The 15,342-nt window shown below is 59.2% G+C and carries 6 protein-coding genes; all 6 read left to right on the forward strand.

Going from position 1 to position 15,342, the window contains the following annotated elements; translation table 11 throughout:
- Positions 1-85 precede the first annotated feature (85 nt).
- A complete protein-coding gene (locus XX99_RS06085; RefSeq protein WP_082125297.1) occupies positions 86-5,962 on the forward strand; it encodes an Ig-like domain repeat protein in 5,877 nt (1,958 codons plus the stop codon).
- Positions 5,963-5,968: 6 nt separating this feature from the next.
- Positions 5,969-6,565, forward strand: a complete 597-nt coding sequence (locus tag XX99_RS06090; protein WP_156185821.1) for a porin family protein — start codon at positions 5,969-5,971, stop codon at positions 6,563-6,565.
- A 208-nt stretch (positions 6,566-6,773) separates the two neighbouring features.
- Positions 6,774-8,087: a nucleotide disphospho-sugar-binding domain-containing protein gene (locus XX99_RS06095; protein WP_184084739.1), complete on the forward strand. Its 1,314-nt coding sequence runs from the start codon at positions 6,774-6,776 to the stop codon at positions 8,085-8,087.
- Between the two features lie 387 nt (positions 8,088-8,474).
- Positions 8,475-11,906: a TonB-dependent receptor gene (locus XX99_RS06100; protein ID WP_050058511.1), complete on the forward strand. Its 3,432-nt coding sequence runs from the start codon at positions 8,475-8,477 to the stop codon at positions 11,904-11,906.
- Between the two features lie 109 nt (positions 11,907-12,015).
- The gene (locus tag XX99_RS06105) at positions 12,016-12,765 is read left to right on the forward strand and encodes a copper homeostasis protein CutC (protein ID WP_050058512.1); all 750 of its coding nucleotides are present in this window, start codon (positions 12,016-12,018) and stop codon (positions 12,763-12,765) included.
- Between the two features lie 87 nt (positions 12,766-12,852).
- Entirely contained in the window at positions 12,853-15,198 is a 2,346-nt protein-coding gene (locus XX99_RS06110; RefSeq protein ID WP_050058513.1) for a DPP IV N-terminal domain-containing protein, read from the forward strand.
- Positions 15,199-15,342: the final 144 nt, after the last annotated feature.

The raw sequence follows: 15,342 nt of genomic DNA on the forward strand, positions 1-15,342 counted from the left end.
TCCGCGGCTCGTAAGAGATTCGAAGAAGGCAATCGCCGACCTTACTGCGAACGAGAGCAAAAAATCTTTTTACGGGAACACTGCAATGAGCCGTACTTGGTTGAGGGGCCCCGGGGAGAATCTTCGCCTCCGTTTCTCTCGTTCGTGCGCGACGGACGGTCGTCTATCCGGTGTTGCCGATGCCGGGACTGACGGGTATCGTCCGGAGCCTCTTGGTCTTCGCAGGGCCTTCCGTTTGCTCGGACTCGCCGTACTCGGCTGCATCGGCGCATTTCATGCGGCTCATGGGCAGACGACGTTTCTGGAAACTGCCGTGGGTGCGTCCTCGAATCCCCAGACCATCACTGTAACCGCGCAGGCGACAGGCGCGGTGAGCGCGGTCAGCGTGTTGACTCTCGGTCAATCCGGCCTCGACTTCAACCCGACGGTTTCCGGTACGAACAGCTGCACGAATGCCAGTTTCAGCACCGCAGGCACGAGCAGCTGTCAGATCGAGATCACCTTCACTCCGAAATATCCTGGCGTGCGCAACGGCGCGATTGTCCTGACAGGCTCAGGCGGAAACGTGCTGGCCACGCAATATCTAACGGGAACAGGGCAGGGCTCGCTGGGGGTGATGGTACCCGGCACGATGCAAACTGCGGTTGGAACCGGGCAGTGGACGGAGGTGAACGATGGCGGATCGCCGCTTGCAGCCGACCTCGATCTTCCCTCCAGCGTAGCGGTGGACGGAGCCGGCAACCTGTACATCGCGGATTCCGCGCACAACCGCATCCGCGAGGTTTCCGCTGCCGACAATGTCATCTCGACCATCTGCGGAACCGGAGCTCCCGGTTCCACCGGCGACGGTCAATCAGCTGTCAACGCGACGCTCAACACTCCGCGCAGCGTGGCCATCGACGGTGCGGGCAATCTCTACATCGCGGACAGCGGCAACAATGCGATCCGCGAGATCAACAAGGCGACTGGCGACATTGCCACGATTGCCGGCAATGGAGTTCCGGCCAATCTGGATGGAAATGCCGCTACGGTCGAGCTTAATAATCCACTGGGAGTCACGGTCGATGCTGCCGGGGATGTTTACATCGCCGACACGAGCGATCAGCGCATCCTCACAGTCGCGCCATCCAGCAATAACGCCGTCACCATCGCCGGAGATGGAGTCGCCGGATTCGCCGGTGACGGCGGCGCTGCAAAGTTGGCTGAGCTGAATCTTCCTTACGCCGTCGCATTCGACTCGCTTGAGAACATTTACATCCCGGATTCAGGCAACAATTGCGTCCGCGTGGATTATGTCACCGGCGCGGAGGCGGGCAAGATTGAAACCTTCGCCGGCAGCTGCCACACCGGCACGGGAAGCTTCAGCGGCGATGGCGGAGCTCCGGCCAATGCCAACCTCTTTGCGCCCTCGGCCGTGGCGATCGATGCGGCGGGCAATCTCTATATCGGCGACACCCAGAACAATCGCATCCGTAAGGTGACCACGGTCAACAGCCAACTGGTGATCAACACTGTCGCCGGAACAGGAATCGGGATCTACGGCGGCGATGGGGGAAGCGCGACCGCGGCGGAGATCTTCGGTCCCTATGGAGTCACTCTGGATGGGCAGGGCGACCTCTTCATCGCGGACTACTTCGATCACCGCATTCGCGAGGTGCAGAGCGGCACGGTCACGCTCACATTTGATTCGCTCCGCGAAGACCAGGTGAGCCCGGCGCAGATCCAGGCGATCGAAAACGACGGCAACGCAGCGATGACTCTCACCGCCATCACGCCCGACTCAAATGCGCAGATTGGCACCACGACAAATGCCTGTTCCACCACGGCGTCGGTCATCATCGACGGAACTTGCAATGTGGCTGCGGAGTTTGCTCCGACGGAGGTGGGAAGTCCGATCACCGGCAACATCGATCTGGGCGTCACGGGCAATCCCGCTAACGGTCCGCTCGATATCCAGGTGTCGGGCGATGCGCTGGCTCTGAATTCCACGACCACCGCGCTCATGGCGGAGCCCAATCCGGCGAACTTCGGCGCGCAGGTGACGCTGAGCGCCACGGTAACCACGGGCACCGGCACGCTGGGCGGCAGCGTGAACTTCAAGGACGGGACGGCGATTCTGGGCACGGTCAACCTGACTGTCCCGTCCAGTCCCGGAACTACGGGGACGGCCAGCTTCACGACTTCGGCGCTGACGGTTGGAACCCATAGCCTCACCGCTGTCTACAACGGCGACGACGGCGTGCATAGCGCCAGCACTTCGCCCGCAGTGAGCGAAGACATTCAGGAGCAGACCTCGGTCGCCGTCACGTCGGGCGAAAATCCCTCGGTCTCGGGCGATTCGGTGACCTTCACGGCTACGGTGTCAGCGACTCCGGATGGCGGCGCGGCACCCACCGGCACGGTGAATTTCTTGAGCGGCGGCGCGATGATCGGCACCGGCACCCTCAGCGGAAACGCCGCGTCATTCACCTACTCCGGGCTGACGACCGGCACGCATTCGATCACGGCTGCGTATGTGGGCGACTCGGACAACGCCGGAAGCACCTCTCCGCAGCTCTCGCAGGTGGTGAAGGCGATCACATCGACTTCGGTGCAGAGCAGCGAGAATCCGGCGTCGTTCGGGGATTCGGTCAGGTTTACCGCGACTGTGAGCAATGGGAGCGCCACTCCCACGGGAATCGTCACCTTCACCGATGCCGCGAATGGAAACGCGCTGCTGGGCTCCAGCAGCTTGATCAATGTGGGCAGTAGCTTTACCGCCTCCCTTTCCAGCTCGGCTCTGTCTGTCGCCTCGCATTCGATCGTGGCCACTTACAGCGGGGATGCGAACGACGTGGCTAGCGCCAGCACTGGCCTCGCCGAAACCGTGCAGAAGGCTTCGACGACCACCAGTCTCAGCTCCTCGCTCACCCCCTCGGCCTCCGGGCAAAGCGTTTCCTTCACCGTGACGGTGCACGGCGGCACAACTGCGCCCACTGGAACAGTGAGCCTGTTGGATGGAACCGCCACCGTCTCGACCATGAATGTTGGCGCAAATGGAACGGTGGTCATTCCTGTCTCCGCCTTATCTGTGGGCACGCATTCCCTCACAGCGGTTTATAGCGGCGATGGCAACTATCTCACCTCTACGTCTCTGGTGATCAGCCAGAAGGTTCTCCCCAACACCACGGCGATTCTCTCGTCGAGCGCCAATCCCTCGATTGCCGGAACAAACGTATCCATCACAGTTACAGTTAGCGGAGCATCGGGGACGCCGACCGGCAACGTCAATCTGAGCGATGGCGCGACGCCGCTGGCAACGTTAACGCTGGTTGGAGGTGTGGCGAATTACCAGACCACCTCTCTGGTGGTGGGCCCGCATTCGCTGACCGCCGCGTATGCGGGCGATCCCAACAATGCGGGCACCACGTCGGCCGCGTATGTGCAGACGGTCAATCAGGCAACTACGAGCACAACGGTCGGCGCGAGCGCCAATCCCGCTACCGCCGGCAGGACTATCTCGCTGATTGCCACCGTGACCGGCAATGGCGCCACGCCTGGCGGCCAGGTCAGATTTTTCAGCCAGGGAACTCAGGTGGGCACGGCGACATTGAGCGGCGGCACGGCCAGCCTGCCCATCTCCAGCCTGGCGGTGGGATCGGACTCGATTTATGCGACCTACGTAGGAGACCCGAACGACGCGGGCAGCACTTCGTCGACCTACGCGCTGAGCGTGGTCCAGGCTACATCGTCTGTGAACCTCACGTCGAGTCAGAACCCGAGTGTTGCCGTGCGAGCGGTTGGTTTCACAGCGACCGTGACCGGATCGGGCGTGACGCCTACCGGCAACGTGATCTTCAGCGATGGCGGAATTTCGCTGGCGACGGTCGCGTTGACTCCGGCCGGAGTGGCCAACTACGTTACATCGGGCCTTGCGCCGGGAGTGCATACGATCACCGCCGCTTACCAGGGCGATGGGAACAACACCGCATCATCGACGAGCCTGGTCCAGACTGTGACTCAGGCGGCTCCGACACTTGGCCTGACTTCCAATCTCAATCCCAGCTCGGCCGGCGCTTCGGTAACCTTCACGGCCACGCCGACGGGAGCGGCGGGAACGCCCAGCGGAAGTGTTTTGTTTAGCGATGGCAGCGCGCCCATCGGCACGGCGAGCCTGTCGCCGCAGGGAGCAGCGACCTTCAGCACTTCGAGCCTCAGCGTGGGGCAGCACACCATCACGGCCAGCTATGGCGGCGATGCCAACAATACCGGGGCAATTTCCGCACCGCTGACGCAAACCGTCCAGGAAATGACGACCACTTCACTTGCGTCGAGCAAGAATCCCTCCATCGGAGGAACGCCGGTTACTCTCACCGCGACGGTGCTCGGAGCAAGTTCGGGCGCAATCAGCGGTTCCGTGACTTACAAGAGCGGCAACTCGGTCGTCGGTGCGGCGACGTTGAGCGCTGCCGGAGTCGCGAGCCTTACTACCTCCGCGCTTGCAGTGGGTTCAGATGCGCTCACGGCCGTCTATAGCGGGGACACCCTTCATATCGCCAGCACCTCCGCGGAATTGACCCAGACAGTTCAATCGGCCGGCACAACCACGACGCTCGCGTCGAATCAGAATCCTTCGCTCTTCGGGCAGAACGTGACCTTTACCGCAACGGTGAGCGGCAACGGGATCGTTCCGACCGGGGCTATCACCTTTACCGATGGCTCGACTCCGCTGGCCACCGTGAACGTCAACACCGCGGGTGTGGCCAGCTATTCGACCACTACTCTCTCGATCGGCGTTCACCAGATCGTCGCCAGCTACAGCGGCGATAGCGACGATCAGAAGAGTACATCCGCGGTGGTGAACCAGTCGGTGCAGTCGCAGACCTCTGTCGCATTGGCATCGAGCTTGAATCCGGCGCTGGCCGCGGTTCCGGTCACCTTTACCGCGACAGTGACGAATGGGAACGGCACTGTGCCGACGGGGACGGTCACCATCAACGATGGCTCGAGCGTTCTGGCGGAGCTTACGCTGCCGGCCAACGGAACGGTATCTTTCACGACCTCGACATTGCCGGTGGGTACGCATTCCATCACCGCTGCCTATGGCGGCGACACGGACGATGCTGCGGCTAAGTCCGGCACACTGGCGCAGGTTATCCAGGCGATTCCGACCAAGACGACGCTGGGCGCCTCGGCTGCGGCCGTGACTACCCAGCAGCCGCTTACGCTGGTGGCCTCGGTCTTCTCCGCCGGATCGGCGCCTCTCACCGGCACGGTCACCTTCGAAAACGGGACGACGGCGATTGGCTCGGCGACGCTGACCAGCGCCGGCACTGCGACTCTCACGCCGACTCTGACGACCGGGACATATAGCATCGTTGCCGTCTACAGCGGCGATGCGAACAACGCCGTCTCGACCTCCGTTCCGGTATCTGTAACCGTCACGGAGCCGATTGACTTTCAGATGTCGCTGAACCCTCCGGCAGTGACGGTGGTGACCAAGCAATACACGACGGTGACGCTCACCATTACCTCGACCGATGGCTTCACCGATCAGCTGGGACTGGGCTGCGGATCGTTGCCGGCCTCGATCACCTGCAATTTTTCGCAGCAGATGGTCACGCTTCCGGCCAACGGCTCGGTCACCGCGCAAGTGACCATCGACACCGCTTCTCCGCTGACTTCAGGCGGCTCGGCGAAGAACGAGATGCCGGGAGGGCCTTCGTCCACCCAGCTGGCCTGGATATTTCCCGGCGGCGCTCTCTTCGGGCTGATCTGGTGGCGAGCGCGCAAAAAATATAGCGGAATCTTCTGCACCTTGCTGCTGATTTTGCTCTCCGCTGCAGCCTTTACCGTCACCGGCTGCGGCGGATTGAACGAGAGCAGCGCGCAGCCGGGAACCTACAAGATCGAGGTGACCGCCAACGGAGTGAAAACCGGGATGGATCATGCCGTTGATGTAACGGTGACGGTCAATCAATAAGTGCAGATGAAATTCCTCAAGTTATTCGCTCCAGTTCGCCGTGCAATTCTGTTTGCCTGCTTGACTGCGGGGCTGGCCACGGCCGGCTTCGCGCAAGTGGCGCCTTCCAGCTATGGCGGAAATCAGACCTTCGCCGTGGGCGGAATGGTCTCCGGCTTTCATCTCGACTACGGCAAACGCTACCTTGGCGGTGCCGGGGTCTATGTCGATGGCGATCTCAACGATCATTGGGGCCTGGAGGGCGAGGCCAACTGGATCTGGCTGCATCAGTTCGCCGACACGCATTTCTCCACCTACCTGGGCGGGCCGCGCCGAAACTTCAATGTCAACGGCAACCTGCGGCCATACGTCAAAGGACTTGGCGGCGGAGGACTCTTCAATTTCCCCTACAACTACGCGCGCGGCAGCTACTTCGTCCTCGCCGCCGGCGGGGGATTGGATTATCACGCGGCCCGGCGCATTCGCCTGCGTCTGGTCGACTTCGAATACGAATACTGGCCGCAATTCAGCTTCGGAGCCATCAAGCCCTACGGCGTGACCTTCGGCGTGGAGTATCAGCTCTTCGGATGCGCCAGCTGCGAGCCCCGGCGCCTGGGCAAATAACAGACCCGGACAGGTAGACCCAATCCTCTCGAAATTCCTGGAGAACACGCGCTCGCACGCCACGAGCGGCTGGGGAATATCTTCGCGCGGCGTCGTGTTCTACCTGCAACGGCTATGAGTGTGGGCGCTCTGCAGCAGAGCGGAACTGAGGTTCTGGTGGCTGGGCGAGACTCGAATCTCCCATAGCTCATACCGCGCAGGAGAGATTTTGAGCCATATTCTTATTTGTGCGCACTCGAACCCCGGTCATGTCACTCCAACATTGGCGGTCGGGGCCTATCTGGCGAAACAGGGTCACAAGGTCACATTTCATGCCGGGGAGCTATTTCGGCAAAAGGTGGAGAAGGCAGGCCTTCTGTTTGTGCCGACCATCGGAAAGGCCGATTTCGACTACCAAAGCTCATTCATCCCTGAAGGGCAGGAAAATCTGACGACTTTGGAGCTGACCAACTACGCTCTGAAGAAGACCATCATCGAAGCTCTTCCCGATCTGGATCGCGGTCTGCAGCAGATTCTCGAAGAGAGTTCAGTGGATGTGATCCTGACCTCCTCGATGTATTTTGGAACCTTTCCCTTGCTGTTGCGATCAGGCGAAAAGCGGCCTCCGGTCATATGTTGCGGCGTCAATCCGCTCATGTTGGGGAGTGTGGATTGCGCTCCCCTTTCCCCTCCGGACAATACGCCGGGAGGACGCGAACGGATCCGCGAGATAAATCTGCAGACGCAAAAAGCATTCTGGCCGATGCAGGAGGGCCTCAACGACTCTCTCAGTGATTGTGGCGTACCGACGCTCTCGGACTTCTGGATCGACGCAATCTATAAGCTGCCTGACATGGTTCTGCAATTCAGCGGAGAAGCGTTCGAATTTCCGCGCAGCGATATGCCCTCTCATCTCCATTTTGTGGGGCCGGTGTTGCCGGAGGCGTCCGGCGATTTTAAGAAGCCTTCGTGGTGGAGTGAGTTAGACGGCTCAAAACCGGTGATCCTGGTGACTCAGGGCACTTTGGCGAATCGGAACTTGAACGACCTGATTCAGCCGACCCTGAATGCCCTGGCGAACGACGATGTTCTGGTTATCGCCGCTACTGGCCGCCCCGACCATGACGACCTCGTTGTTCCTGCGAATGCGAGAGTGGAATCGTTTGTGCCTTTCACCCATCTGCTGCCGAAAGTCGATCTCATGGTCACCAATGGAGGGTTCGGCGCGGTCCAGCAGTGCCTCAGCTTCGGAATTCCGATCGTCATTTCCGGGGAGACCGAAGATAAGGCATTCACCGCGGCGCGTCTGCAGTGGAGCGGAGCCGGAGTCAATCTGAAGACAGGATTTCCAACGGTAGATCAGCTTCACACCGCGGTTCACGCCGTCCTGGCGAATAAGGGCTACCGCCAACAGGCTCGGCGACTCCAGAAGGACATTGCCCAACACCACGCGCTGAAGGAGATTTCCCGTCATATTGACGCTGTGCTGGCCCGTGCAAGCGAAACGGCGGATGCCGCGGAAGTCCTGCAGCCCGCCTCCTGAAAAAGCAATGGCCGGGGATGGTGTTCCAAACGCTTACCCGGCCGTTGATCCCGCCTGATCGACCCCTTTTCCTACGCTCTTCTCTTGGAATTCATGGATCGCCCTCCCTGTCGCAGGAGTCTTTTTCCATACAGGTTTGGCTGCTTGCGCGACAGACCCAATCATGAACACTCATCAGATTGGCTTATACGGTGCATAATTATTCACAATTCTGCAAAAAACTGATTGACAGCCGTAGTGCAGGATACTTATGCTCCCTCCTATTGACGCTAGATTCACATCTCGCCTTAACATTTCCCGTTCCCCGCACCTCGACTCGGGAAGTCCGACAAATTTTAGAGAGAGCCCGTTCAACTCGGCCCACGCAGCCGGAGCTGTAAAAGAAAAATGAAAAAGATATTCGAGTGTTTCTGTATTGCCATCCTCCCCGTTCTTCTAGGCGCGGGCGTTGCCTACTCCCAAACAGTCACAGGATCGATCAACGGTGAGGTCACCGATAACACCGGTGCGGTCATTTCCGGCGCACAGGTCGTCGCTCACAATATCGCGACCAGCGTGGATACCCCAGCGACTTCCAACAGCAGCGGCGACTACAGCATCCGCTTCCTGCCCATCGGCCGGTATGAACTGACGGTTTCGGCAAACGGATTTGCGACGACGAAATTTCCCAGCTTCGCGCTGGAAGTCGATCAGACGGTGAAATTGGACGCCAAGCTGCAAGTGGGACAGGCGACGACGACCACGGTTGTCGAGGGTTCGGTGGCTCCAATTCTGAACACCAATGACGCCAGCCTGGGTGTTTCGCTGACCAGCAACGAGGTCAACAACATCCCGCTGAATGGGCGCAATTTTTCGACGGTGACGCTGCTCATCCCGGGTTCGGTCACCACCAGCCCGCAGGGCCTCGTCGGCAATAACGCCATCGAGCGCAGCACGAACAATGACGATATTCCGAACATCAACGGCAACCGTGCGCAGGCCAACAACTACACCCTCGACGGCATCGACCTGAACGAGAACGAAAACAACCTGATCGCCTACAACCCGGCTCCCGACGCGATCCAGGAGATCAAGGTCATCACTTCGAACGCCCCGGCCGAATACGGCAACGTCAATGGCGGCGACGTGGTCAGCGTTCTAAAGAGCGGCACCAACCAGTTCCATGGTTCAGCCTACGCGTACCTGCAAAACGAGAATCTCAACGCCAATTCCTGGCAAAACAATCACGCCGATCCGGCCATTGCCATCAATCCGTATACGCAAACGCAGTTTGGTGGCACCTTCGGCGGACCGATCAAGCGCGACAAGCTATTTTTCTTTGCGGATTACGAGGGTGCCCGAGAGCACACGGGCGGAACGAAAACGGCCAGCGTCTTTACGCCCGCCATGCGCACCGGCGATTTTTCTCAGCTCTTGAATCCTCCTTCAGTCAACGGCACTCAGAACGCCGCGATCCAGCTCTACGATACGCAGAACAATTCTGCTCCCTACGCCAACAACCAGATTCCGATCGTGAACCCGGTCGCGAAGTTCCTGTTCAGCAATCCCGCCCTTTATCCCCTCCCCAATGCAGCCCCTACGGATGGAGTCGCGGCTAACAACTTCCAGGGACCGAATCGTACGTTTACCGTCAACAATCAGGGCGACCTCAAGATTGAATGGGACCCGCGGCAGGCGGATAAGATCACCGGCTTCTACAGCCAGTCCGACGCCTTCGACGGCAACCAGCCGGTGCTGGATATCACCTTCCCGTCGCAGAATGTCTTCCCGACCAAGCTGGGCGGCGCAACCTGGGTGCATGTCTTCTCGCCGAGCATTGTCAACTCGGCACGGGTGGGCTTTACCCGCGTGGTCTGGAACCAGAACGTTCCCACGGACCCCAGCGGCCAGTTCGGTCTTAGCGGCAATGCCAAAGTCGGCATCGGCTTAACCACGCAGCAGTATGTGGGCTTTTCCAATCAAGGACTGGGGAACTTCAGCAACGTTGGTACGACCGCCCTTATCGCGTCGCTCACCGACAATACCTATAGCTACGGCGACAACCTGACATGGCAGCGTGGCAAGCACCTGCTCAGCATGGGTATCGAGGCCATTCGTTACGAGAACAACTACATCACCAGTAACAACGACGGATTTCTCGGCACGTTCAACTACACCGGGGCATTCACCAGCAACCCAAACTCCGGGGCGGTAAATAACGCTGGCTATGCAGGCGCGGACTTCGTGCTCGATCGCGTATCGAGCGCTAATGTACAAGAGGCAGGAGTATTGGTGGGGCAGCGCCAGTGGCGTACGGCGGGCTTCTTCCAGGACGACTGGAAGGTACTTCCTAACCTGACCCTAAACCTCGGCATCCGTTACGAAGTGGATCAGCCTTGGTACGAGGTCAACAACAAGACCGGCAATATAGACCTGACCACCGGGACCTTCCTTTACGCGGACCGCATTCCTGCAGGCGCTCCCGCAGGCTCGCAGCTTTGCAGCAACCGCGCCTGCTATGACGCCGACTATAACCAGTGGATGCCGCGCTTCGGCTTCGCTTACCAGGCCACAGACCGCTTCGTTGTCCGTGGCGGCTATGGTGCTACCAGCTTCTTCGAAGGCAGTGCCTCCAACCAGCGTCTGACCTCGCTGCCACCATTCATCCAATCCAGTACGCGGCAGCCAGTCTCTCCCGCTGCGGCCACCCCCACGACCCCCTACAGCCCTGGATTGCCGTACACGGTAGAAGAGGGTTTCAGCGTCAATCCCGGAGATATCAACTCAGGTGGCAGCTTCGGCGCATGGCCGAAGAATCAACGCCCCGCTTATATCCAGGAGTGGAACCTGACCACGGAGTACGCGATCAATGCCTTCACGTCCATGCAGGTCGGATACATCGGCGAGGTCGGACAGCACTTGCTCGATCCACGCAATGCCAACCAATTTCTCATTAATGGCAATCAGGCATCTGCTCCTCTTGCCGCCAATCCGCTAATTGGCAACGGGACCGTTCTGGTTACCGAGCCCGAGGCGAAGATGAATTACAACGCCTTGCAGGCGGTTGTGCGTGGCCGCGCTCATCACGGTCTCGAATACACGGTGAACTACACTTATGGCCGCTCCTTCACCAACAGCCTGGGCAACTATAACCTCAACACTCCGGGTTACAGCTATGGCGCGGAAGGCTTCCAGAACGGCTACGACAGCGCTGCCGATTATGGTCCGTCAGGCTACGACATTAAGCACAACCTGACTGCTCTTGGCGTCTATGCGCTGCCCTTCGGCCGCGGTCAGAAATTCGGTTCGAACGTAAACCGTGGTGTGGATGAGGTACTGGGTGGCTGGTCGCTTTCGAGCTCGCTAATTGCCTATTCTGGATTCCCGATTACTGTGACCGATCCGCAGGGAGGAAGCAACAGCAACAGCCTGGGGCAGGAGCGTGCCAACCAATATCGTAAGCTGAAGATCGTGAACCGGAGCATCAACAACTGGTTCGGTACTGACCCATCGGCGACTCCCTGCACCACGCCGGGTGTTGACAACGGAGTCTGCGCCTACGGCGTTCCTGCCACCAACAGCTTCGGCTCGGCACGCGTCGGCACGGAGCGGACCCCGACCTTCACCCAGGTCGACAGCTCGATCTTCAAAGACTTCCACATCGTCGAGGGACACACGATCGGTTTCCGTGCGGATGCCTTCAATGTCTTCAACATTGCCAGCTATGGCAATCCGGACAGTGGTGTGACCGATTCGCAATTCGGCAACATCTCCAATCAAAATGGGCCTACGCGCTCGCTGGAGCGTAGACTTCAGCTTTCGCTCCATTACACTTTCTAACCCAACACGCAACGATTGCGGCGAGCCGAGACCCTCGGCTCGCCTTGCGTCTTGATAAGTACACCCTGTTTTTCTAAAAGAGGGTTTTACCGATTGCTTTGAGGATTGTGTGGCTGGAACACGTGAAATTGTTTTTGAGCTTTGCGCGGAAAGCGTAGAAGCCTGCGTCGCAGGGCAGCGGGGCGGTGCCGACCGCATCGAGCTGTGCACGGCGCTGATCGAAGACGGCCTGACACCAAGCCATGGTCTGGTGCAGGTTGCATTGAATAGCTGCTCTCTGCCCATTCATATTTTGTTGCGTCCGCGAGCGGGTGATTTCGAATATTCCGACGCCGAGTTCTCGGTGATGAAAGAGGATCTGGTTCATCTCAAAAAACTGGGCGTGAGCGGTTTTGTGATCGGCATTCTTCACGCCGATGCGACTGTCGATATCGAGCGGACCCGCGAGCTGGTCGAGCTCGCAGCGCCGCTGGAAGTCACCTTCAACCGGGCCTTCGATTACACCGCCTCGCTGTGGCAGGCATTGGAAGACGTGATTGCCGCAGGCTGCCGGCGGGTGCTCACCGCAGGCGGTGAGCCGGATGTGGTGTCCGGCGCGGTGGCCTTGGCGAGTCTGGTGGAACAGGCAGCCGGCCGCGCGCAGATTGCCGTCGGCGGGGGATTGCGGATCGACCAGGCTGCCGACATCGCCCGCGTCACTCATGCCACTCACTTCCACGGCTCTCTGCGCCAGATGGAAGCCAACGCATCCACGTCGATCACTGGGGCCGCATCGGAAGTGACTTCTATCCTGCGCGCCAGGGGCGTCATTGATAGCGAAGATGTTCGCGCGCTGGTTACGGAGCTGCGTTTTTCCTGAAGGCGGGCACACCGGCCGTATACTTAGGGAAAATTAAAAACTGGGATGCGCGGACTTCCTCTGAAGGTCCGCGTGCCCGGAGGTTGAATGCGCAGGCTCTGCCTTTCTCTTCTCCTTTCTCTGAGTTTCGCCATCTCGTTTGCTAAGACCGCACCGCCCACGCCGGTCACCCGCGATGACTACGACCGCGCCGCGAAGCTAAAAGATCGATACAAAGGGTTGGCGCTGAACGTCGCCGAAACGCCCGCGTGGCTCGATGGAACGGATACGTTCTGGTATCGCCGCAGCGTCGAAGGCGGCTACGAGTTCGTCGTGGTGAATGCTGAGACGCAGGAGAAGAAGCCGGCCTTCGATCAGGCAAAGCTGGCTGCATCTCTCTCTGTGGTTGCCGGGAAGCCGTATACGGCGGTGACGCTGCCGTTTGAGCGCTTTCGCTACACCGACAAACAGGCTGCGATTCGATTCCTGCTCGATGACAACTTGTGGAATTGCAACTTAAATAGTTACGAATGCGCGAATCTTGGCGCGCCCCATCCTGGCGATCCCGAATACGATGACGATGGCTACGACGACACACCCAAAGCCATCAATGGAGACAAGGTTACCAAGCCATCTCCCGATGGCAAATGGGAGGCCTTCGTCGAGAACTACAACGTCTGCATCCGCGCCAAGGGGCAGCCGGACAAAGTCTTCCTGAGTCAGGACGGCTCGGAAGGGAACTACTATGCCTTCGACACGCTCACCTGGTCCCCCGATTCTTCGCATCTGGTGGCGTATCGCATTCGCCCCGGCTATAAACGCGAGATTCACTACGTGGAGTCGTCGCCGGCCGACCAGTTGCAGCCGAAGTCGTCATCCATGGTCTATCCCAAGCCGGGAGATGTTCTTGCGTTGCCCCAGCCGGTGTTGTTCGGCATCGCGCCGAATCGGCAGTTTTCAATCGCTAACGACCTGTTTCCCAATCCGTATGAAATGACCACCCCGGTGTGGTGGAAGGACAGCCGCGGATTCACCTTCGAATACAACCAGCGCGGCCACCAGGTCTATCGCGTGATCGAGGTGGATGCTACGAACGGGCGAGTACGCACGCTGGTTGAGGAGTTGAGTGGAACCTTCATCAACTATGAGCCTCTGGTTCCGGACCAGTTCGATACCGGCAAGAAGGTTCGCGTGGATATAGCCGATGGCAAGGAGATAGTCTGGGCGTCGGAGCGCGATGGATGGGAGCACCTCTATCTCTATGACGCCGCCACCGGCAAGGTGAAGAATCAGATCACCAAGGGCGCCTGGGTGGTTCGCGCCGTCGATCATGTCGATCCTGAGAAGCGGCAGATATGGTTCGAGGCCAGCGGTGTGGATGCGGGGAAAGATCCGTATTACACGCATCCCTACCGCATTAACTTCGACGGCACCGGTCTTACGTCTCTATCGGCACAGGATGCCGACCATCGCGTGGTCTTCTCGTCCGATGGCAAGTATTCTCTCGATCTTTATTCCACGCTGGAGAACCCTCCGGTTTTGGAGCTGTATAAGACGGACTCGCACAACGCCGCTGCGGACAAGCCTGTGGCAACGATTGAGCAGGCCGATGTGCGCCGGCTTCTCGAAGCAGGATGGAGACCGCCGGAGGTCTTCACTGCCAAAGGGCGCGACGGCAAGACGGATATCTGGGGAGTGATCTACAAGCCGGCGAACTTTGATCCGCATAAGAAGTATCCGGTGATCGAATCGATCTACGCCGGACCGCAAGGGTCGTTTGTTCCTAAGGAATTCGGAGTGTACGCGCAGCCGCTGACCGAGCTGGGATTCGTGGTGGTGCAGATCGACGGCATGGGCACAAACAACCGCTCCCGCGCCTTTCACGATGTCACGTACCAAAATCTGAAAGACGCGGGATTCGCCGATCGCATCCTGTGGCACCAGGCAGCCGCGAAAAAATATCCGTGGTATGACATCTCGAATGTCGGCATCTTCGGCACCTCATCCGGTGGGCAAAGCTCGATGGGCGCGCTGCTCTTCCATCCCGAGTTCTACAAGGTTGCTGTCTCCAACAGCGGTTGCCACGACAATCGCATGGACAAGATCTGGTGGAACGAGCAGTGGATGGGCTGGCCGGTAGGACCGCAGTACGCGGCGTCTTCCAATGTCGACAATGCGCACCTGTTGCAAGGCAAGCTCATGCTGGTGGTCGGCGAGATGGATAAGAATGTCGACCCCTCCAGCACCTTTCAGGTCGTGAATGCATTGATCAAAGCTAACAAGACCTTTAGCCTGCTGGTCGTTCCAGGCGGTGGACATGGCGCAGGCGGCGACTACGGCCAGCGCATGCTTGAAGATTTCTTCGTGCAGAACGTGCTGGGGCAGGCGCCTCCCGATTGGAATAATCCCGATGACGGCAGGGTAAGCGATACGAAGGCGGCTGACACGAAGTAGGCTTACCTTCAGCGGCTCATTGAAACTTTTTCCAAATTTAGATCCCGTCATTCTGAACGTAGTGAAGAATCTCAGCGATGTTTATCATGAAGCATCGCCGAGATTCTTCCTCCCTTTGTCCGTCAGAATGACGCTTGTTATGGG

The organism is Silvibacterium bohemicum, from assembly GCF_001006305.1.
Classification (GTDB): domain Bacteria; phylum Acidobacteriota; class Terriglobia; order Terriglobales; family Acidobacteriaceae; genus Silvibacterium; species Silvibacterium bohemicum.

Bases quoted from the DNA above. Each gene is read 5' to 3' on its own strand.
- XX99_RS06100 (WP_050058511.1), top strand. From the start codon at position 8,475: ATGAAAAAGATATTCGAGTGTTTCTGTATTGCCATCCTCCCCGTTCTT.
- XX99_RS06090 (WP_156185821.1), top strand. From the start codon at position 5,969: ATGAAATTCCTCAAGTTATTCGCTCCAGTTCGCCGTGCAATTCTGTTT.
- XX99_RS06085 (WP_082125297.1), top strand. From the start codon at position 86: ATGAGCCGTACTTGGTTGAGGGGCCCCGGGGAGAATCTTCGCCTCCGT.
- XX99_RS06110 (WP_050058513.1), top strand. From the start codon at position 12,853: ATGCGCAGGCTCTGCCTTTCTCTTCTCCTTTCTCTGAGTTTCGCCATC.